The following is a 16862-nucleotide window of genomic DNA, read 5'->3' as shown; positions in this document are numbered from 1 at the left end:
AGCCCGCCTTAGGTCGGCCTAGCGTGCGGGGCGGCCAACGATGTCATCCGGAGCGAAGATGCCGCACCGGCTACCGTCGCTAGCGATCAGCGTGGCGGTGCCATCACCGTTCGCTTCCCAGCGGCCGACCGTGATCCAGTGGTAAGAAAGCCCCGGGGCCGGAAGCCCGCGCAGCCAGTCGTCGGAGTTGTGCACGCAGACGACAGTTCCTGGTACCGCTTCCCGTGCAGTGATCGTGTCCATGTCGCTCCTCGTCACCGTCCGCTTCGGCAACGGAACAGCGGATCGACGGAGCCGGTATGCGAGTCGTCATCCCCAACGTTTGCTGGTCCTGTCAGGCTCCGCTGTACGCACGGCATCTTGTGCCGCCGCCTGGGCTCACCCTCGCGTTATGCGCCGCTTGTCCGCTTTTCCTCAGGACTGGTTACCTGACGATCACGGCTTCGCATGTGCCCGTACCGTCCCGGTCTCCCAGGTTGGCCCGTAGGGCGGGCGCTCCTCGCGTTGCTCTCCGGCTCGCCGATCCGCTGTTCTGTTGTGGCCTTTACTCTAGAGGTAACCTATAATCCATGGCAAGAGGTAACCTCTAAACATTTCATGATTCTTTGAGAGGAGACCTCTAGACTCAATCGGATGAGGAGGCCGGCCACCGTGATCCAGAAACTCATCGACGACCTGAGGGCCACCGAGGACCCCGCCAGGCGCGGCGCGCTCGCCACTGAAGCCCTCGAACACCTCAAAGACGCCAACGCCGCCATCGCGGAGATCCGGCAGAGCGCCGCCCGCGAACTCAAAGAGCAGGGGCACACCTACGAGCAGATCGGCTTGCTGTTCGGGCCCCAGGGTAAGCCGCTGCACTTCTCCCGCATCGCGCAAATCCTCAAGGGCGGAAAGACCGGCAAGCTTGCCAAGCTCGCCCGAGACGCTGAGGCCACAAAAGATGCGCAGGGACCGGCCGCGCAAAGCTGATCAGCAGACGAACTAGCCCACCATCACCTGCTGCTCTGCGCCGGAAAGCTGTACGTCGTCGACCACAGGCGGTACGTCCACACACCCCAGCCACCGCCCGGCGCCCAGCCATTCCCCACCGCGTGCACAACCTCCAGGCCCGTGTCCGAAGCGGCCGAACCCCACGGCGTGCGGACGATCCCAGTGTTGTGGTTGAACGCGTGCCCCGAGTGCGCGCCCGTGATCGTTTCCTCATGCCGCCAGGACCCGGCCCCGGCCCACATGTCGCCGCCGTCGATCGACACGATCGCGGTGTCGGTCTGCACCGGCGGCCCATTGGTGTGCTTGTTCCAGACGCCTGCGTCGTAGGCCGCGTAGAAGCGGCCACGCGCCGGCGACCAGACGACCGACGCGTTGTGCAGCCAGTCCGGCAGGCCGTCGCTAGGCAGCGTCCGCCGCTGGCCGATGACGGGACTGGTGGCGTTCGTCAAATTGACCTCGCGCCAGACGAACCCACCGTTGTCCTGATACCAGACCATCAGCCGCCCCACCCCGTCGATCGAGGACGCCGCGGGCTCGCCGATGCAATAGTCCTGAGCCGGGCACTTCGCGCCGTAGTCCAGCTCGTAGGAGATCAGCGGGCTCGGGTAGATCCGCCAGTCCGTCGCGGGTGCGTCGAGGGAGTCGGCGAACGCAACGCCCACCTGGTTGGGATAGGCGTGCTGGTCAGGGCACGGTTCGGCGGTGACGGCGCACCCGTAGGCGGTGAACAGCATCGCCCACGGGTAGACGTGGTCGCCCCAGGTGAACTGACCACGGATGATCTCAGGGTCGCACACGTGGTAGTTGGCCCACGGGATGGCGGAGCTGGGCCCGAGCCCGACCCGCGGGGCGCTGTAGGTCCACGCGCCGTCAGCCTGCTTGGTGCCGACGCTTAGCATGGCCTGGTCGTGCACGGAGCCGCTGGTCTTGTTGCCGCAGTAGAAGACGTGTCGCGTGCTGCCCTGCTCGACGACGCTGGGCGCGTACGCGTAGTACCTCCCGGCCGGAGGGTCGATGCCGAGAGGCTTTGATGCGGGCAAGGCTGACTCTTTGGCGAGCGTCGCCTGCTGGGCAGGGGGCGTGGTGCTCGCGGACGTCAGGGCGAGCAGCAGCGCGGCGATGAGGGCGATGCCGGTGGCCGGCCCGCGCAACCAGGTGTGCTTGGTGTGGCGGCGGTTGGTGCTGCCGGGTGCCGGCATGGATGTCTCCTACGGCAACGCAAATAGCACAACTGTGCTTTAACGGTCCGTAGTGTTACATCCGTGCTAGTACGGGTCAAGCATGGCGATCAGGGCGTCCACCGATCCGAGCCTGCACTGCGTCGATCATCTCTGAGATGGCGGCCAGCTCGGCCCAGTGACCTGCAGTCCGACAACGCTTCGCGAGCAGCTCCTGATTGGAACGCAGCATGTCATTCGTGTCCTGCAGGATCTCGTTCGTCTGGCGGACTGTCCCATCGGCTCGCCCGGCTGAGCGCTCAACTTTGCGTCTCGCCTGAGCTGCCCGTGCTGCATTCCGCACGGCGCAACAAGCGGCGACTACCGCCACGACAGCCGAGATCACCAATACCTGCGTCATGACGCCCGCCTCGCCTCCTTGGACTCCGCCACCACCGCAGTATCCGCGCCCCCGACCACGTCCCGCTGATACTCCTCCTCGTTCATCAGCCGGCCGCAGTCGCAGCATTCGGTGTGACCGTCGTCGCGGGTCCGCAGCACGTTGACGAGCCGGCACCGCGGGCAACGGCCCGGCCGCTTACGGACCACCGGATCGGACTTGGCGAGCGTCCTCAGCCGCCGCTCCCATACCCACACCTCATAGCCGAACGTGACGCTGCCGGGGTGCTTGAGCATCTCGTCGAGATGGGCCTGCAGGTAAGCGAGGACGAGTTCGCGCGCTTCGGCGTTGCGGGATCGCCGCGGGCGGGTCTGGTGGCCGGCGTGCGCGCGCCATCCCGCTTCGACTTCGGCGAGCCGACCGTACAGCTCGTCGAGGGTGTCGGTAATGGGCGACGGGCTGGGGGTGCTGGCGCGGCGGCTGAGGATCTGTTCGCCGGATGCGGCGCCGCGGTGGCCGTCGGCCCAGGATTCCAGGAGTGCGGCGAGGTCGCCGATGCTGCCGAGCGCGCCGCGGATCCGGGCGCGGCAGCGTGAGCACCAGACGGGAGCACCGAGGACGCATGCCTCGGCCGGCGTCGCGGGCGGCTGAGGAAGCCCCAGGGCGTCGAAGGCGGTGGTCCGCGCCTCCTCATCCTCGTACACGGCTGAGAGCGCCTCTGCGGCGTTCTCAGCCGTGTCGAGGCAGTGCTGCAGCCATGCCTCGTATGCGGTGTCCCAGGCGTCCCAGGCTTCCCTGTACGGCCTGTTCTCTGGTCCCGCACAGACGTCGGTGCGTCGTCCCATTTCAGTTCCCCCGGTCGCTACTGGTCTCGATGTAGATGGAGGCGAGCGCCCGCACCGTCAGGCAGGGCGCGACGACGGGATTGCGTACCCACCGCGTCTCCTCCTGCTCGCCGTCCCAGGAGACTTCGAGCTCCCCATCGGTGGTGCAGGCTCGGCAACTACCACCCTCGGCGCGGTGCTCCTCGACGATCTGACGCTTGGCTTCGACCTCGGCGAGCGCTCTGGTCTTGCTGATGATCAGGTACTCGGTGTTGCTGATGGCGTCACCGCTTGACCAAATACCGATGCCGCCCGGCTCGCCCGTTTGATCGGGCTGCTTGGCGATCTCGGCTGCATCCTCATCGAGACGTGCCAGCAGGAAATCCCGCAGGTCACCCATCGATCTCCCCTTCGATCTTGATCTCGCTAACGAACCTCGTGATGTCGACCGGCGGATAGTCGGGCACGACTTCGTCAGCCCGCGGCGGGACCCAGAACACGACGCTTGTGACGTTGCCCGTCATCCCCATGCCGCTGGCCTTGATGGGCGGGTCGCTGTACTCGACGCCGCAGCCCGTGCACAACCATCTCCGTCGCATGTCACCGAACATCGTGTTCTCGACGGCGTCAGCGTGATCACAGGTCAGCCACTCGGCGGGTAGTTGTTGATCGCACTCGGGACAGAGCGCAGCGACGACCTCGCCGCCGAACTCAACGGGGATGGCGCTGCCGTGCGCACATTGCGTGGCCATCAGTCCGCCTCGCTGATAAGCGCAGGGAAGACGGCGGAAATCCACGCTGGGATGGTCACGGCGGCGATAGCGGTCCAGCCCTCTGGTGTGACTGGCCGGCCAGCCAGCGAGCCGAGCGTGCCTTCGATTGCACGGTAATAGCGCTGTCCGTCTACGACGCGCTCGGCGATGAGGTCGACCCGCGGCCGACTGCCCGCCGAGGCGAGCTGGATGGTGTGCCAGGCGTCGACTCGAATGGCGAGGCCGTCAGCGGGCTGGACGCGCCACGCCTGGCAGGTAGCTGTGCTGAGATTGGCGGCCATCAGAAGCCCCATCTGTACGCGGCGGCGATGAACGGCGGCGCCACCACGAGACCGAGCACCGTGACGGCTGCGACAGCACGGCGCACGGTGTGGCAGAGGAGTTCCAGTGCGCTGGGGTGGCGGATCTCGGAGTACAGGACGGGTGGCCGGTCGACGCTGTGCAGGCGGCGAGGCTGTTCGTTCACTGAGTCGACTCCTTCGGGCCGTCAAGGTTGGCGCGCAGGTCGGCGCTGAAGTCTTGGTGTCCGCACGAAAATGTGGATGGCTCGTTCAGGACCGCCTTGACCAGACGCCCCTCGCCGCATCGGGGGCAGCGCGGTCGCCTGTCCTGCTGGTCGAGGGCGGCGAGAGTGTCGCGGGCCTGGTCGATGGCCTGGACGCGGCAGGACGAGGCGATGGTCATCTCGCATAGGCGCCACACCCGCCCAATAGCGGCCTCAGCCTGCTCGGCGCGCTCACGCTGGTCAGTGAGCGCAGCCTTGACCATGCGCTGCCCCGCCTCGCGGTCGCTGCACAGTCGCTCGATGATCTCCTCGGCCTTGAGCAACTCCCGCATGTGCGGCATTGCGCTCTCGCAGGTACGTGTCCGCCATGCCTCTGAAGCCGTTCACCTGGCGGCGGAGCTTCTCGATTTCGGACCGCTCGACAGCGGATCGAAAGCCGCTTACGTCGGGCTGAATGATGATCACGACCTCGCCCGCATCATCGAAGACGGAGGGGAGTTCCTTGGCCCGTGCGCGCTCCAGCACGCACACCGCACCCACCGGATGCTCCGGATGACGGGCCTCGCTGCATTTGTGGCAGCACAGCTCTGACGGCGGTTCGCAGTTGGTGTTATGGAACTCGCAGCACCGAGCCCCGTTCGCGCGCACAGGGACGCTAGCCGGACGGGCAGCAAGCTCCTCTCCGTCCAGTGCCTCACCGACGAGCGTGGCGATCCTTTTCCGCTCGGATAGCGCCACGAACCGGCCTGCTTGCGACAGGCCGCGTGTGATGGCGTTGAAGACCAGGGCGTGCCTGCGGTCGCGCAGATGATCTGTCATTTCCCCTCCGGAGCAAACAGCCGCCGTGCGGCGGTGAGTGGATCGGACTCGGCGGTCAAGGCGGCGAGGTCGGCGAGCACGCACACCTCGCTCACCTCGCAGGGCCGCTCGTAGGTGCGCGTCACGATGGGCCGGTCGGGTGGCAGCGGCATGTCGGGGGTGCGGTGCCAGCGGGGACGGCGGGCATAGAGGACGGCCACATCGACGATCACGGCGCCTCACCTCGCGCACTGGCAGTGGCCGTGTGCGAGCATGCGGCCCGCATGAGGTCGGAGATCTCGTCACGCCAACGAGCATGAGTGACGAGCTCCATCCGGTAGCCCTTCCGCTGCTTGGACTCACGCTCGCGCTTGGTCGGATAGAACTCCTTCCATGCGGCGTCTTCGGTGGGCGTATGACGGGCGACCACGACGCCGATGGCGCATCCGCAAGGCGCCCAGAGAACCCAGTCGCAGTCGTCGAGCTGGACGAGCTCACCGTCGATCTCAGCCAGAAGCTTCATCGGATCCCTCCCTGTTCGTGGTGATGGCGGTCATGCCGCGCTCCCCTGCCCGCCGGCGATCGCCCGCAACTCCCCCTGCACGACCTCCGGCACCTGCCGCCGCTGCGCCTCACTCAACTCCAGACGGTCCAGCACCCGCTCCAGCACCTGCACATACGCCGTCGCGACCTGCTCGTACACCGCGACCACGCGCTCGGACACGCCAGCGTCGATCGCCGCCTTCGCCACCCGCGCGAGACGGTCCCGCTCCTGGCCATACAGCGTCACGTACGCGTGCGGCACCGCCTTGCGCTTGGTCTCCAAACCGCCACCGCGCAGCTCCCCGTCATCACCGTACGAGGGCGGCTTGTCGGTCTCCTCGACCACGCCCCAGACGAGTTCGGACTCCTCCAGCTCGGCGACGCGCATCCCGAGCCATGCGACGTGGCCGGCGGTGCGGTGCACCTCTTCGAGGAGCGCCTGCCCGGGGTCGACCTCGCGCGGCAGTCCATATGTCACGACGGCCTGCCGTGCCTTCTCCTCGCGTGCAGCGGTCTTGTGCGTCGCCGTCGATCCACCGTGCAGCTTGCAGGCCCCGATGCCGACATGATCAGTGCCCCACCCCGCAGGACGGTGACACGCCTTTCCTGACCCGTCACGACGTCGCCCGTGACAGTGTTTCTTCACACAACCCTCAAGGTCGGGGGCAGGCTTGGTGTCACGACCATCCCTCGGCGGCGCAGTTGTCATGGTGCACCTCCGCCGAACACGTCCGGGTGCTTCGCCTTCCAGGTCAACCACGCATCCGACGGCCCATCACCGCTGATCGTGTGCGCGTAGTCCATGACCTGCTCCAGCGTCCACGGCCCGCGCGCCCGCTTCGTCCCTTCGCAGCGCCCCCGGATGACGGGGTGCTCGGGCACGAACGTCGGCCCGTACTGCCAGGAGCGGCGCCGAAAGCCCCAGTCGTCCGGCCCCCACTTGCGGAAGATGACACCGTTGGCGCCACCGTCGATGTCGAAGGGACGATCGAGCATCTGCCGACGGAACCAGTTGTCGCCGTACCAGTAGTCGATGTACTGGTCCAGGAATGACCGGAGCATCGCGGCCTCGCGTTCGTCGGGCCGCTCGGTGGCGCCGTCGATGCTGTCGAGGTCGAACGCCACGATGTACGCCCAGCGCGGGTAGGCGCTGGTGATGACGGGGATGCGCAGTGCGGTGAGCGGGTCGTCCTGAATGGCGTCGTACGGCCAGTCGGTCTCGATCGTCATGACCCGCCGCCAGGCAACAGAGCAGGCATCTGCCCCTGCGAATAGGCGACTTGAAGCTGCGGCGCCACCCAATCGCCGACCGTCGAGCCGTCGGGCAGGACGACGTGTGCGAGGAACTCGTCCTCGACAGTGGAGATCTTGGCGTCGACCGCTTCGAGCTTGGCCTTGATGACAAGGGCAAGCGCCCGCCAACTCTGCCGGACGGCCTGCTCGTACTCCTTCTCGGCCGCCGCCTGGCTGCGCTCTCGCCCGGTCGGCGTGAGGACGAACTGACCGTCGGCGGGGTCGGGCATCGGGATCGCAAAGCGGATGCGTCGGTCGGCGAGCTCGAACATGACGGTTGCTTCAAGGCCCTGCCAGCCGTACGCGAAGGCGGTGGCGCCGTAGCGGCGCAGGGTCTTCTCGATCTCGGATCGGCTCTTCTCTGAGCTGACCTCGGTGCGTTCGGCGTAGCGCGTCATGATGCTTCTCCCCCGGTCTTGACCAGTCCTGTGCTGCTCGGCTTATGCGCGCAGTTGCACCACCGGCCGCCGCCGTAGCCGCCCTCCGGCTCAGGCCCGTCAGCACAGTCGGCGCCGTCGTGGCCGGGGTTGCGGCACGGGTGGCACACCATGGCGCCGGGCCAGTCGCCACCGCAGCAGCACCGGCTTGGCATGTCGAGGCGCTGGTGATGGCGCGCGCAGTGTTCGCTGTCGCAGCCGCGCTCCGCGAGCACGTCGACAAGAAGCTCCATGCCGGCGCCGTAGCCGACGGGCCGCCAGTCCAGATCATCGGCGGACTGGGTGCCGCTTGGGGCCGTGGCGGGCGTGGCGCCGTCGGGGGCTGTGGCGAGTCTCCAGGCCTTGTCACGCTCGGCGGGCCGCCAGTCGTCGGCGACGAGGCTTGTGTTGTCGACGGAGGCGGTTTCTGGACGCAGTTCGTCGCCGGGTGGCGGAGTTGGGATGACTTCGACGTTGCTCATCGGCTCAGCTCCTTGGGTCCGTTGGAGGTGATGGCGTCGTACTGGGCGCGGACCCAGCGGACGTCGCCCATGGCGGTATGTCGCTCGTAAGCGTCCGGGTCGACTCCGATCGCGCGCGCGATGGCATTGGAATCCCATGGCGGCGCCAAGCGCGATCGGTCGAGCGCCGGAGCTTCATGGCCGTCCATGAGGGCTTCGTCCGTCACTCGTGCGGCTACCCCGTTCAGCCAGCCCACCGCCATCGTCTCGACGTCGATCAGGTGGTAGTGCCAATCGGGTTCCAGGCCGAAGCGTCGCAGCAGCAGGGCGATCCGCTCTGTGTCGAAGCTCGGGACGGCGCCGACGATGTGCGGGCCGCCGGAGAGAATGTTGGCGATTTCGTATGCGGCCCCCTTCCTTGATCGGACGTCGGGATGCCAGTCGGCGTCGCCGGAGATCGGAAACCGCGCTCGATGGTCGGTGAGGAATTCCTCGGGGAGCCGGGCGCAGCGCTGAGTGTCGTGCTGGATGAACATGTGGTATTCCCACTCGGCACCGTCGGGCTCGCGAACAATGGCGGCGAACTCCCAGATGTCATCGTCACGGCCGAGGCCGGTGGTCTCGGTGTCGAGAAAACAGATGCGCGTCACTCGCTTTCCTTTCTAGAACGGCGGCTCGGCGGGCGACACATAACGCGCGCCCGCCTGGATGGTTTCGATGTGTGCGTCAAGAGGCTGCCCGCAGCGGTGCTCGGGCAGCACCGGGTGTTTGCGTGCGCCGCTGATGTGCCATTGGTCGCGGCGCCATAGTTCGCGTCGCCCGTAGGGGGCGAGGAGGTCGTAGGTGGCGCGGCCGGCGAGCAGCGCGACGGCTTCGCCGAGGGGGGTGATGGGGGTGGGGTCGGCGCGGGCGGTGCGGGCGGCGTTGTCGTCGTCGAGGCCGGTGAGGATCGGGGCGTAGCATCGGGGGCAGCGGCCGAGGATGGCGGTGCGGAAGACGCCGCCGGTCTGGCGGAGGAGCCACGCGGGGGCGGTCATCGCGACCACCCGCCAGCTATCCACAGGGAAGCATGGTTATCCACAGGTCGGATAGGCAGGGCGGGTGCAGTGCCCCCATGTGCCCTTAGTTTCCGCAGGTCAGCGAGTTTCAGTGCCCCCAGTGCCCCCACGCCATATATGACCCGAACATGCGCGTGTGCGTGCGCGTGTATATACGGGAACCCGGAGATTAGGGGCACTGGGGGCACTGCATACCGGGTGACCTGCGAAAAGGCACCCTTCGTTGGGGGCACTTTCGGGGGCACTTTGGGGGCACTGTGGGGGCACTGTCTCAACGTTGAGAGATCGGTCATCGCTCGTCCCACCTGTCGTCGTCATCCGTGCGGAGCAGGCCCACGTTGGTGTAAAACCGCTTGCCGTTGGACTTGACGAGGTCGATCCCCCGCAGCTTCAGCTCCCGCCCGAGGGGCGACGAGGAGAGCGCCTGCTCGCCTTCGGTGTGGCACCACTGCTCGTAGGAGGCGCGCAGCAGACGGCTCTCAACGCGGACCTGCTGTCCTCCGCCGACATGGCATCGCTCTTCCAGGAACCGGCCGAGCTGGTCCTCTTCAGCCGCGTAAGCGCGCGTCTCGGCCATGACCGACTCGGGCTCGCGCAGGCCTCCAGAGAAGACGTCAACGGCGCCCGCGACCATCCAGGCCAGAATGCCGGGCCCCTCTTCGGAGACAAGCAGCCCGGCAAGGTTCTCGATCTTTTTGTCGTCGGGGACGCGATAGTTGAAAGGGATGAGCCGCAGCCGTCGCCAGAAGGAGTCACCGCCTGCTTTCACCTGCGGCTTGTGATTGGCCATGAGCCACAAATGGTGAGTGGGCTGGAAGGTGAAGAAGTCTTGGCGCATGAACCGGGCGGTGAGGGTGTCGCCGCCGGTGAGTTCTTTCAGCTTGGCTTCGTCGAATCGGCTGTTCTGGTTGACCTCGGAGGCGACGACGAGTCGGACGCCTTGGAGCCGTGCGACTTCGGCGGAGTGTTCGTGTTTGCCTTCCATGAGGAAGCCGGGTGGCGCGGTGGTGGCGTAGTCGCCGAGGAGGGCGCGCAGGACGTCCATGAGGACGCTCTTGCCGTTCTGCCCGCCGCCGTGCGGAAAGGGCAACAGATGGTGCCGGACGTCGGCGGAGGCGCTGTAGCCGGCGAGCCGCTGGACGAACGCGATCATTTCGGTGTCGCCGCCGAAGGTGTCGGCGAGGAACCGGTCCCAAAGTGGTGTGGGCATGTCTGAGTTGGGTGTGGCGGCAGCGAGCCGGGTGTGCATGCGTTCGGGCATGCAGGGTTTGATGTCGCCGGTTTCGAGGTTGACGACGCCGTTCGGGGTGTTGAGGTCGAAGGGGTGGGCGTCGAGATCGGTGATCGGTACGACGACGCGTTCGTCGGTCTGGGCGAGCAGGACGGCGGCGTTGATGCCGCGGGCCGACAGGCTCGACTGCTTGAAGCGTTGCTGTACGAGGTTCTCGGTGGGCAGCGATCGGGCGATGCGCCGGGCGAACTCGCGGACGATCCCACCGCCCTGCTCACACCATTTCCATTGGGTGTCGGTCCAGTGGAGCCAGCGCCCGCGGTCGGGGCAGTAGCGGATCTGCTCTCCGAACCTCTCGACGAGGGCGAGCGCGTTGCGGTCGTCGGAGAACTGGTGGGTGCGCTCTTCGACGACCTGCAGGCGCGGCTGCTCGTCGGGGTTGAGCTGGTGGACGGTGGCGAGATTGCCGTCTACTCCCCCGGCTATGCCCGGTCGTGGGTTGTCGGGCCCGAACGGTCCATGCCTGGACGGCTCGTAGTCGGCGATGAGTTCGTGCAGGCCTTCGTCCCCGCGAGGAGGCGGGTCGCCGTAGCCCCGTGCGGCGAGCTCCCGTGCCGCCGCGCTGAAGTCCCCGCCGTGCTCAAGCAGCGTCCATGCTTCGAATTTGCTGTACACCTTCTCGGTCTCGAACACGGTGCTGGACGAGAACACGTACAGGTTGTCGGCGGCGTTACGCCCTGTGGTTGCGGAGACGTGGTGTCCGGACTTGCCTGGCCGGCACCAGCCGATGGCGTCGCCGTAGCTGCGGGTGCGCCGCCAGCCGTGCGGCTCCAGGATCTCCGCCCAGGAGGCTTTCTCGTTGAACTCATCCCCTGGCCGCCGCCCGGCCTCGTTCGTCCGCGAGGGCCTCGCTGAGGGCCGCGCGGCCGGGGCAGTGGGGGCGGGCATGACGTCGAGGAGGGAGGCGATGGCGTGCAGCGCGTCGCGTTCCTCTTCGCTGATGTCGGCGATCGAGGCTGGACCACCACCGAGCAGCGCCCATGGCTTCCCGCTGGGGTGGGTGCGGCCGGCTGATGGCGCGGTGACGGTGAAGCCGCCTTCGCCGCGGGTTTCGATGAGCACCTGCGGGACCTGGTGGCCTTCGGTGATCCTGTCGAGCGCGGCCTGCCGTTTGGCCTTCTTGTTCTCGTCTTGCTCGGCATCGATCTCGGTCTGCTGCTGTGCCTTCCAGGCTGCGAGTTCTTCCGGGGTGGCGGGCCTGCGGGCGAGTTTGGTGTTGCCGCGTCGCTCGTCGGTTTTGACCCGGTAGAGGATGTGCAGGCCGCCGGAGGGGGTGGCTTCGAGGTAGCCGCTAGTGATGCGGTGCCATAGGTCGGTGAGGCCGTGGTCGGCGAGGTGCTGGTGGTAGGCCTCAATGAGTCCTTCGCGGACGGCGCGGCCTTCGAGTTCGAGGAGTTCGAGGTAGGCGCCTTCGGGTGCGCTGATCTGGCCGGTGATGACGCCGAAGCCGTCGAGGTCGCTGAGGGTGAACCAGCGTTGGATCTGTGTGGTGTCGGCGCGGATCTCTTGGTGGAGTTTCCAGAAGGCGGCTGGTGATTTGCTGCCGTCGGTGCGGGCGGGGACGACGGAGCAGCCCGCGGCGTGGAAGGCCAGCGCGGCGTCCAGGATCGTCTGCGGCTGGGGCGCCTGCTGGGCTGGTGGTGCGGCTGGCTCGTCGTGCACTGGCACCTCACGTGTCACGTCGTCGGGGTCGGGGATGGCCCCGCCACCGGCAAGGGGGTCTCGCGGTGGCGGGGCCGGTCTGTGTGCTGTTGTGGTCGGAGGGGTCAGGAGGCGGGGCGGATCTGGACGTCGAGGTCGGAGCCGTCGAGGAGTTCGACCCGGTAGAAGCCGCGGTCGGCCTGGTCGGGCCAGACCTCGCCGACGTCATCGAGTTCTTCGAGCGCGTTCACGGCCCGCTGCCTGAACCTGGTGAGCGCCTGCTCGTCCATCACCGGCCCCCGGCATACTTGGCGGGAGTGGGGAGGTGATCGGGCTCGGGCGAGGACAGGTGGCTCCAGACGTCGCTGTCGCCGTGCTTGATCAGGTCGCCACCACAGTCGCTGCAGGTAACGGCGGTCGAGCTCGTGCCCGCCCAGGCGTCGGCGAGGTCGACGTAGCGGGCGAGCGCTTCGTCGAACTGGTCGTGAGCGAAGTCCAGGTCCATCGACGCTCCGGCCGATTCCCTGCCGTTGCCCCATTCGGTGGCGGCGAGGCGAAGTGCGGCTCGGATGATCTGCTGCCGTGCCTGCTCTTGGTCGCGTGCGAGTTCTTCGCTCGGCGGGATGGTCTGGGCCTTGACCTGTGTCCCGCCGAGTTCGAAGTCGGTTTCGCACGAACCGAGGTCGGACGGGTACTGGACGGTGAGTTTCTCGTCGTCGCCGTAGCGGGTGACGGTGCCGTCGAGGGTGACGCGCACCTTGTCGCCTGCGGTGAAGCGCCTGGTTGTCATCAGGCACCGACCCCCTGTGCGACGGCTTTAGCGATGAGGTCGGCGGCCTGGGCTCTGACGGCGGCGACGACCTTCTCGCGCTCGGCGTTGATGGCGTTGGCGAGTTCCTTGCGTATCTCGCGCTCGACCATCTCCCGGATGAGCTTGCGGCCGAGCGGTTCGGTCCTGGCGTCGTAGCGGTCCCTCGTTCCGTTGAGGATCTTGCGGGCCTCTTGGACGATGACGTCGCGCAGGGTGACGGGTTCGCCGACCGGGTCGCCCCAGTTGTTGGTCTTCTGGAGGGGGCTTTCGAACGCCTTGGTGATAGCGGGCAGGACGAGCTTGCGGATCTCTTCGTCGCGGATGTCGGTGATGCGCTTGCTCAAGGTCGGCCAGGCGTCACTGCCGATGATCTGGTGAGCGAGCTTGACGCCGATGATCTCGCGCAGGCGGACGGCGCCCTCGTCGTCGCCGTCGATGACCGAATCGAGGGTGATGTCGTTGACGTTGACTTCGATGTTCATGGGATCCTTGTCTCGGGTTGATGCGGGCCGGGGCCGCCCTCATCCCGGCGGCCCCGGTCTCGGCGACTATTGGGTGGGGATGCCGAGTGCGGCGCGCTGCTCGGGGCTGAGCGACTGCAGCGCGGCCATCGCTTCGGCGCTGACGCCGGGCGGCGGCGCCTGGGTCGTGACGTTGCCGATCTGGCCGACCTCCGCCGCCATGGCCTGCGTGAGCGGCGTCTGCTGCGCGGCGGCCTGAGGCGCCGCCTGAGCGACCGGCTGCACCGGCATCGGAGCGGGCGCCGGAACCGCCTGGGGCACCGCCTGCGGGGCGGGCTGGGCGAACTGCGGCGGCGCTCCTTGCGGCTGGCCCCACGGGTCGGGCTGACCATTCGGAGTCGCCTGCTGGCCGTTGCCGTTGAGGAACTCGTTGGCGGCGGCGTTCGCGGGCGGCTGGTAGGCGGCGGTGAACAGCTTCGGGGGGTTGAATCCCGCGCCCTTGGCCTGTCCGTCGCCGGAGTAGGTGATGGATAGGGTGCCGCCGACGGCGAGCCCGTTGGCGCCGGCCTTGCGGACGGCGTCGCGGACGGCCTTCTGCATGTTGGCCTTGATGTAGACGGCGCGCTCGCCATCGTCGTCGGGGATTTCGGGGTCGCGTTCGCTGGTGGCGAGGATGACGACGAGCTGCATGCGGGGGCTGCCGTCGCCCCAGGTCTTCGGCGTGCCGGTCTGGATGTCGGTCTGTTGCCGGACCTCGGGCTCGGTGGTGATGGTGCCGGTGACGGTGGTGCCGACGGCGGGGAATTTGGCGGAGGTGACGCCTCCGCTCATGAGGAACTGGTCGGGTGTGGTCATGTGCTGTGGTGCTCCTTTGCTGGTTGCGTGCTGGTCACGCGTTGACTTGTTGCGGGGTCGTGGGGGCGATGAGGCCTGCGAAGGCCTTCGCCGGGTCGACGGGTTCGATGACGCCGTCGCAGCCGTCGGCCGGGTTGTCCGAGCCGGGTTTGAAGAACGGGCAGTATCGGCAGTAGGACTCGGCTTTGGGGAGCAGTGCGGCGGCCTTGGTGCCGAGCGCGGTGGTGAGTTTGGCGATGCCTTCGACGCGGGTGAGGGCGTCGATGGCGATCTGCTCGTCGTAGGGCTCGGTCCACAGGTAGTTCTGGCGGAGTTCCTGGTTGCGGGGCAGGAACCAGACGCCGACGGTGCGAATGGGGACGCCGTTGCGGCTTTCGTAGCCGTGGTCCCAGCCGCCGATGTAGGAGCGGGTCCAGCCGCGTCCGTACAGGTGTGCCTGGATGCGGTACTGGTCGCCGGGGCCGTGCTTCTTGTACTTGCGGAGCTGCTCGTCTCCGACGATCTTGTAGTCGATGACGGTGTCTCCGATGCGCAGGTCGCAGGACCCGGTGATGGATTGGCCGAGGATCTCGCCGACGTCGACGCGCACCTCGGTCCAGTACCGGATGTCACCCTGGTCGTAGCCGGGCAGCGCCTCGTTGGCCTTGGTGAACGTCTCGTCCATCCATGTGTGGACGGCGGTTCCGACTGTGGGCTTCCACGGGACGCCGCGACTGTTGACTTCGGGGGCGCCGGCGAGTTTGTAGGCGAGGCGCCGGGCGCAGGGGTGGCCGATCTCGCTGGGCCCGATGCGCGTCTGCAGGGATCGCGGGTGGTTGGTGATGGCGTTTTCGACGACGCCGAGGAGTTCGGTATGCAGGTCGGTCATTGGCCGTCGCCCCGAACGATGCGGAGTGCCTCGTCGAACGCTTTGCTGCCGCCGACCTGGTGACAGTGGTGCTCGTCGGCAGCGTCACATCGACCTGGTCCTGCCGCTTCCTCGTCCTCGTCCCAGCGGGCTCGCGTTTCGACGATCTGGGAGGCGATGGTCTGTCGTTCGCGGTGACGGATCTTGGGAATGACGCGGGCGAGGGCGGCCCGAAGTTCAACGCCCATCCCGCCCTGTGATGCGTGCTGGATGAGGTCGTCGGGGACCTCGTTGTGCGGCATGTCGGACTGCATCAGGCACTCCGCTTTCCGGCCCGTTGGCGGGCGCTCTCGTTCCACGCGTGGATGAACATCACGGCCTGCCAGCCGTAGGGGCGCGCGATGTCGCTGCGCGGGACGGTGGTCGGCAGGACCGGTGCAGGGCTGGGTTCCGGCATGCCCGCCAGGGCGCATGGGGTGTGCTGGCTGCAGCGGCGCCCTTGAATGAACAGGTTCGTCGGGGTGTGTCCGCAGTGCCGTTTGCGGGCTGCGCTGTAGTGGACGCAGGGCTCGGCGCTCATCGCTCCACCTCGTCCCGGTAGCCGGTGACGAGCAAGGCGCCCCGGAACCCTCCACGCGTCTGCCCGCTCGTGCGAGTCCAGTGGCCGTTGTGATGGCCGCCGTCGTAGCAGTTGTTGGCGTGGCAGGGGTTGACCCGGAACCACTCGATTGCGATCTCGTCGGCTCGGGTCAGCACGATCTCGTCTACGTCGATCGCACCTTGTGCGTCGCGAAGAATCTGCGCTGGGTCGGTGCCGGGGACGAAGAGGTTGCCGCTACCGTCCCAGTCCTCGATCCGGGTGATCGCCGCCATCAGTTCCTCCTTGCGGGGCTGACGGCGGCGAGCAGGCCGAGGCGGATCGGGTGGGGTTGCGGGCCTCCGATGCCGAGCGTGTGCATGTGCTCGTCGGAGGAGCACTGGCGGTCGCCGCCGGAGTAGTCGATGCGCTGGCCGTCATGCCACTGGTAGAGGCCTTGAGTGTCGGAGTAGGCGATCTCGCCGGTGGCGGTGCGGGCGTACCACTTGTGGCAGCCGGCGCCGTGGTCGGCGAAGGCGAGGAAGTCGGTGATGGCCTTCATGACTCGTCCTCGTTCAAGACGCGGATCTCGCGGCCGTTTTCGTCGACCTCGACGACGAAGGCGCTAGATCCGGCCGCCTCGAACAGGGCATCCCTGGCCATCTCATCGAGCTCAGCCCTGCGCTCCTCGGGCGTCTTGTCGTCCCAGTTGTCGGGCAGGTCGTAGTAGTCGGTCTCGTCGTTGGGCCGGTAGTGCTCGACGTGGACGCAAATCTTGCGGCGCATGGCACGCCTCCAGTTGCTGATGTGCTGGTCAAGGCCGTCAGGCGAGCCCTGGAGAAGCGGCATCGCTGTACTCAGCGTCTCACCAATCTTACAACTTTGGCAATAGTCACCAGATTGGTGTTGTCTTACACTCTTTCCATGGCTGCCATTGATCAGGAACCGGTGATCGCTGAGGACGGCGTGCAGGAAGTGCCGTTGACCATCGCCCGCCCGATGCTCACTCGGCTCATTGAGCAGGCTCGGGAGGAAGGGGTGGTGAGCGCGCTGACGGTCCGAGGCCGCCGCCGCATTTACCTCGTGACGCCAGAGGAGTACGACAAGGTGCTCGCCGCCAGGAGAAGTCCCGACGACGCCCCCAAGTCCTGACATCCGAGC

General features: G+C 67.3%; 30 protein-coding genes. 4 read left to right on the top strand and 26 right to left on the bottom strand.

The annotated features are described in order from the left end of the window. Positions 1-18: 18 nt before the first annotated feature. On the bottom strand, positions 19-243 hold the full coding sequence (locus tag F8566_RS20195; protein WP_151562074.1) for a hypothetical protein: 225 nt from the start codon (positions 241-243) through the stop codon (positions 19-21). Between the two features lie 408 nt (positions 244-651). Between F8566_RS20195 and F8566_RS20190 the strand changes: the two genes are divergently transcribed. Then, positions 652-969 carry a hypothetical protein gene (locus tag F8566_RS20190; protein ID WP_151562072.1) on the top strand — a complete coding sequence of 106 codons (318 nt, stop codon included), beginning with the start codon at positions 652-654 and terminating at the stop codon, positions 967-969. 23 nt (positions 970-992) lie between these two features. Here F8566_RS20190 and F8566_RS20185 read toward each other — a convergent pair whose 3' ends face one another. The 7 genes from F8566_RS20185 to F8566_RS20155 form a co-directional block, all read right to left on the bottom strand. After that, positions 993-2189, bottom strand: coding sequence for a hypothetical protein (locus tag F8566_RS20185; RefSeq protein WP_151562070.1), 1197 nt, complete (start codon positions 2187-2189; stop codon positions 993-995). 375 nt (positions 2190-2564) lie between these two features. Continuing rightward, entirely contained in the window at positions 2565-3392 is an 828-nt protein-coding gene (locus F8566_RS20180; protein WP_151562068.1) for a hypothetical protein, read from the bottom strand. Position 3393: 1 nt separating this feature from the next. Continuing rightward, positions 3394-3771 carry a DUF6221 family protein gene (locus F8566_RS20175; protein ID WP_151562066.1) on the bottom strand — a complete coding sequence of 126 codons (378 nt, stop codon included), beginning with the start codon at positions 3769-3771 and terminating at the stop codon, positions 3394-3396. Continuing rightward, the gene (locus F8566_RS20170; protein ID WP_151562064.1) at positions 3764-4168 is read right to left on the bottom strand and encodes a hypothetical protein; all 405 of its coding nucleotides are present in this window, start codon (positions 4166-4168) and stop codon (positions 3764-3766) included. The genes F8566_RS20175 and F8566_RS20170 overlap by 8 nt, the downstream gene beginning before the upstream one ends. Further along, on the bottom strand, positions 4123-4425 hold the full coding sequence (locus F8566_RS20165) for a hypothetical protein (RefSeq protein ID WP_151562062.1): 303 nt from the start codon (positions 4423-4425) through the stop codon (positions 4123-4125). The genes F8566_RS20170 and F8566_RS20165 overlap by 46 nt, the downstream gene beginning before the upstream one ends. After that, positions 4425-4610, bottom strand: coding sequence for a hypothetical protein (locus tag F8566_RS20160; RefSeq protein WP_151562060.1), 186 nt, complete (start codon positions 4608-4610; stop codon positions 4425-4427). Before F8566_RS20160 ends, F8566_RS20165 begins: the two co-directional genes overlap by 1 nt. Then, positions 4607-4981 carry a hypothetical protein gene (locus F8566_RS20155; RefSeq protein ID WP_151562058.1) on the bottom strand — a complete coding sequence of 125 codons (375 nt, stop codon included), beginning with the start codon at positions 4979-4981 and terminating at the stop codon, positions 4607-4609. Before F8566_RS20155 ends, F8566_RS20160 begins: the two co-directional genes overlap by 4 nt. On the opposite strand from F8566_RS20155, the gene F8566_RS20150 reads away from it, so the two are divergent. Beyond that, positions 4980-5240 carry a hypothetical protein gene (locus F8566_RS20150; protein WP_151562056.1) on the top strand — a complete coding sequence of 87 codons (261 nt, stop codon included), beginning with the start codon at positions 4980-4982 and terminating at the stop codon, positions 5238-5240. The genes F8566_RS20155 and F8566_RS20150 overlap by 2 nt on opposite strands. Before the next feature lie 224 nt (positions 5241-5464). On the opposite strand, the gene F8566_RS20145 is transcribed toward F8566_RS20150, so the two are convergent. From F8566_RS20145 to F8566_RS20085, 14 genes are all read right to left on the bottom strand, one after another. After that, positions 5465-5680: a hypothetical protein gene (locus F8566_RS20145; RefSeq protein ID WP_151562053.1), complete on the bottom strand. Its 216-nt coding sequence runs from the start codon at positions 5678-5680 to the stop codon at positions 5465-5467. After that, positions 5677-5970: a hypothetical protein gene (locus F8566_RS20140; protein WP_151562051.1), complete on the bottom strand. Its 294-nt coding sequence runs from the start codon at positions 5968-5970 to the stop codon at positions 5677-5679. The genes F8566_RS20145 and F8566_RS20140 overlap by 4 nt, the downstream gene beginning before the upstream one ends. Positions 5971-6000: 30 nt before the next feature. Next, positions 6001-6468, bottom strand: a complete 468-nt coding sequence (locus tag F8566_RS20135; protein WP_151562048.1) for a hypothetical protein — start codon at positions 6466-6468, stop codon at positions 6001-6003. A 227-nt stretch (positions 6469-6695) separates the two neighbouring features. After that, positions 6696-7220: a hypothetical protein gene (locus tag F8566_RS20130; protein WP_151562046.1), complete on the bottom strand. Its 525-nt coding sequence runs from the start codon at positions 7218-7220 to the stop codon at positions 6696-6698. Next, complete coding sequence (locus tag F8566_RS20125) at positions 7217-7681, bottom strand: hypothetical protein (protein ID WP_151562045.1); 465 nt, start codon at positions 7679-7681, stop codon at positions 7217-7219. Before F8566_RS20125 ends, F8566_RS20130 begins: the two co-directional genes overlap by 4 nt. After that, entirely contained in the window at positions 7678-8181 is a 504-nt protein-coding gene (locus tag F8566_RS20120) for a hypothetical protein (RefSeq protein WP_151562043.1), read from the bottom strand. Before F8566_RS20120 ends, F8566_RS20125 begins: the two co-directional genes overlap by 4 nt. Then, entirely contained in the window at positions 8178-8810 is a 633-nt protein-coding gene (locus tag F8566_RS20115) for a 3'-5' exonuclease family protein (RefSeq protein ID WP_151562040.1), read from the bottom strand. The genes F8566_RS20120 and F8566_RS20115 overlap by 4 nt, the downstream gene beginning before the upstream one ends. 12 nt (positions 8811-8822) lie before the next feature. Next, positions 8823-9197, bottom strand: coding sequence for a hypothetical protein (locus tag F8566_RS20110; RefSeq protein WP_151562038.1), 375 nt, complete (start codon positions 9195-9197; stop codon positions 8823-8825). Between the two features lie 310 nt (positions 9198-9507). Then, the gene (locus tag F8566_RS20105) at positions 9508-12171 is read right to left on the bottom strand and encodes a phage/plasmid primase, P4 family (protein WP_151562036.1); all 2664 of its coding nucleotides are present in this window, start codon (positions 12169-12171) and stop codon (positions 9508-9510) included. Between the two features lie 104 nt (positions 12172-12275). After that, the gene (locus F8566_RS49965; protein WP_192809768.1) at positions 12276-12443 is read right to left on the bottom strand and encodes a hypothetical protein; all 168 of its coding nucleotides are present in this window, start codon (positions 12441-12443) and stop codon (positions 12276-12278) included. Next, complete coding sequence (locus F8566_RS20100; protein WP_151562034.1) at positions 12440-12940, bottom strand: hypothetical protein; 501 nt, start codon at positions 12938-12940, stop codon at positions 12440-12442. The genes F8566_RS49965 and F8566_RS20100 overlap by 4 nt, the downstream gene beginning before the upstream one ends. Further along, positions 12940-13443, bottom strand: a complete 504-nt coding sequence (locus F8566_RS20095) for a hypothetical protein (protein ID WP_151562032.1) — start codon at positions 13441-13443, stop codon at positions 12940-12942. Before F8566_RS20095 ends, F8566_RS20100 begins: the two co-directional genes overlap by 1 nt. A 66-nt stretch (positions 13444-13509) precedes the next feature. Beyond that, on the bottom strand, positions 13510-14277 hold the full coding sequence (locus F8566_RS20090) for a hypothetical protein (protein WP_192809767.1): 768 nt from the start codon (positions 14275-14277) through the stop codon (positions 13510-13512). A 34-nt stretch (positions 14278-14311) separates the two neighbouring features. Continuing rightward, positions 14312-15145, bottom strand: a complete 834-nt coding sequence (locus tag F8566_RS20085) for a hypothetical protein (RefSeq protein ID WP_151562030.1) — start codon at positions 15143-15145, stop codon at positions 14312-14314. Between F8566_RS20085 and F8566_RS20080 the strand changes: the two genes are divergently transcribed. Then, positions 15145-15384 (top strand): hypothetical protein, encoded by a 240-nt coding sequence (locus tag F8566_RS20080; protein WP_151562028.1) that lies wholly within the window; start codon positions 15145-15147, stop codon positions 15382-15384. The two genes, F8566_RS20085 and F8566_RS20080, sit on opposite strands and share 1 nt — an antisense overlap. A gap of 53 nt (positions 15385-15437) precedes the next feature. Here the strand turns inward: F8566_RS20080 and F8566_RS20075 are convergent, their stop codons facing one another. Genes F8566_RS20075 through F8566_RS20060 form a run of 4 tightly spaced genes read right to left on the bottom strand, consistent with a single transcriptional unit; the run spans position 15438 to position 16487 of the window. Continuing rightward, on the bottom strand, positions 15438-15704 hold the full coding sequence (locus tag F8566_RS20075) for a hypothetical protein (RefSeq protein WP_151562026.1): 267 nt from the start codon (positions 15702-15704) through the stop codon (positions 15438-15440). Beyond that, entirely contained in the window at positions 15701-15997 is a 297-nt protein-coding gene (locus tag F8566_RS20070; protein WP_151562024.1) for a hypothetical protein, read from the bottom strand. The genes F8566_RS20075 and F8566_RS20070 overlap by 4 nt, the downstream gene beginning before the upstream one ends. After that, positions 15997-16263 (bottom strand): hypothetical protein, encoded by a 267-nt coding sequence (locus tag F8566_RS20065; protein ID WP_151562022.1) that lies wholly within the window; start codon positions 16261-16263, stop codon positions 15997-15999. The genes F8566_RS20070 and F8566_RS20065 overlap by 1 nt, the downstream gene beginning before the upstream one ends. After that, entirely contained in the window at positions 16260-16487 is a 228-nt protein-coding gene (locus tag F8566_RS20060; RefSeq protein ID WP_151562020.1) for a hypothetical protein, read from the bottom strand. The genes F8566_RS20065 and F8566_RS20060 overlap by 4 nt, the downstream gene beginning before the upstream one ends. Positions 16488-16625: 138 nt before the next feature. Here F8566_RS20060 and F8566_RS20055 point away from each other — a divergent pair, with 138 nt between their 5' ends. Continuing rightward, on the top strand, positions 16626-16853 hold the full coding sequence (locus F8566_RS20055; protein ID WP_151562018.1) for a type II toxin-antitoxin system Phd/YefM family antitoxin: 228 nt from the start codon (positions 16626-16628) through the stop codon (positions 16851-16853). Positions 16854-16862 lie beyond the last annotated feature (9 nt).

Source organism: Actinomadura rudentiformis (assembly GCF_008923185.1).
Taxonomy (GTDB): Bacteria; Actinomycetota; Actinomycetes; order Streptosporangiales; family Streptosporangiaceae; genus Spirillospora; species Spirillospora rudentiformis.
This window is presented reverse-complemented; position numbering and strand designations above follow the sequence as displayed.

What these genes read in the sequence shown, in the direction of transcription:
- F8566_RS20055 (WP_151562018.1), top strand. Translation starts at nt 16,626, where the DNA reads ATGGCTGCCATTGATCAGGAACCGGTGATCGCTGAGGACGGCGTGCAG.
- F8566_RS20155 (WP_151562058.1), bottom strand. Translation starts at nt 4,981, where the DNA reads ATGCGGGAGTTGCTCAAGGCCGAGGAGATCATCGAGCGACTGTGCAGC.
- F8566_RS20060 (WP_151562020.1), bottom strand. Translation starts at nt 16,487, where the DNA reads ATGCGCCGCAAGATTTGCGTCCACGTCGAGCACTACCGGCCCAACGAC.
- F8566_RS20110 (WP_151562038.1), bottom strand. Translation starts at nt 9,197, where the DNA reads ATGACCGCCCCCGCGTGGCTCCTCCGCCAGACCGGCGGCGTCTTCCGC.
- F8566_RS20180 (WP_151562068.1), bottom strand. Translation starts at nt 3,392, where the DNA reads ATGGGACGACGCACCGACGTCTGTGCGGGACCAGAGAACAGGCCGTAC.
- F8566_RS20120 (WP_151562043.1), bottom strand. Translation starts at nt 8,181, where the DNA reads ATGAGCAACGTCGAAGTCATCCCAACTCCGCCACCCGGCGACGAACTG.
- F8566_RS20095 (WP_151562032.1), bottom strand. Translation starts at nt 13,443, where the DNA reads ATGAACATCGAAGTCAACGTCAACGACATCACCCTCGATTCGGTCATC.
- F8566_RS20165 (WP_151562062.1), bottom strand. Translation starts at nt 4,425, where the DNA reads ATGGCCGCCAATCTCAGCACAGCTACCTGCCAGGCGTGGCGCGTCCAG.
- F8566_RS20100 (WP_151562034.1), bottom strand. Translation starts at nt 12,940, where the DNA reads ATGACAACCAGGCGCTTCACCGCAGGCGACAAGGTGCGCGTCACCCTC.
- F8566_RS20125 (WP_151562045.1), bottom strand. Translation starts at nt 7,681, where the DNA reads ATGACGCGCTACGCCGAACGCACCGAGGTCAGCTCAGAGAAGAGCCGA.
- F8566_RS20175 (WP_151562066.1), bottom strand. Translation starts at nt 3,771, where the DNA reads ATGGGTGACCTGCGGGATTTCCTGCTGGCACGTCTCGATGAGGATGCA.
- F8566_RS20150 (WP_151562056.1), top strand. Translation starts at nt 4,980, where the DNA reads ATGTGCGGCATTGCGCTCTCGCAGGTACGTGTCCGCCATGCCTCTGAA.
- F8566_RS20085 (WP_151562030.1), bottom strand. Translation starts at nt 15,145, where the DNA reads ATGACCGACCTGCATACCGAACTCCTCGGCGTCGTCGAAAACGCCATC.
- F8566_RS20195 (WP_151562074.1), bottom strand. Translation starts at nt 243, where the DNA reads ATGGACACGATCACTGCACGGGAAGCGGTACCAGGAACTGTCGTCTGC.
- F8566_RS20130 (WP_151562046.1), bottom strand. Translation starts at nt 7,220, where the DNA reads ATGACGATCGAGACCGACTGGCCGTACGACGCCATTCAGGACGACCCG.
- F8566_RS20070 (WP_151562024.1), bottom strand. Translation starts at nt 15,997, where the DNA reads ATGGCGGCGATCACCCGGATCGAGGACTGGGACGGTAGCGGCAACCTC.
- F8566_RS20075 (WP_151562026.1), bottom strand. Translation starts at nt 15,704, where the DNA reads ATGAGCGCCGAGCCCTGCGTCCACTACAGCGCAGCCCGCAAACGGCAC.
- F8566_RS20140 (WP_151562051.1), bottom strand. Translation starts at nt 5,970, where the DNA reads ATGAAGCTTCTGGCTGAGATCGACGGTGAGCTCGTCCAGCTCGACGAC.
- F8566_RS20065 (WP_151562022.1), bottom strand. Translation starts at nt 16,263, where the DNA reads ATGAAGGCCATCACCGACTTCCTCGCCTTCGCCGACCACGGCGCCGGC.
- F8566_RS20090 (WP_192809767.1), bottom strand. Translation starts at nt 14,277, where the DNA reads ATGACCACACCCGACCAGTTCCTCATGAGCGGAGGCGTCACCTCCGCC.
- F8566_RS20185 (WP_151562070.1), bottom strand. Translation starts at nt 2,189, where the DNA reads ATGCCGGCACCCGGCAGCACCAACCGCCGCCACACCAAGCACACCTGG.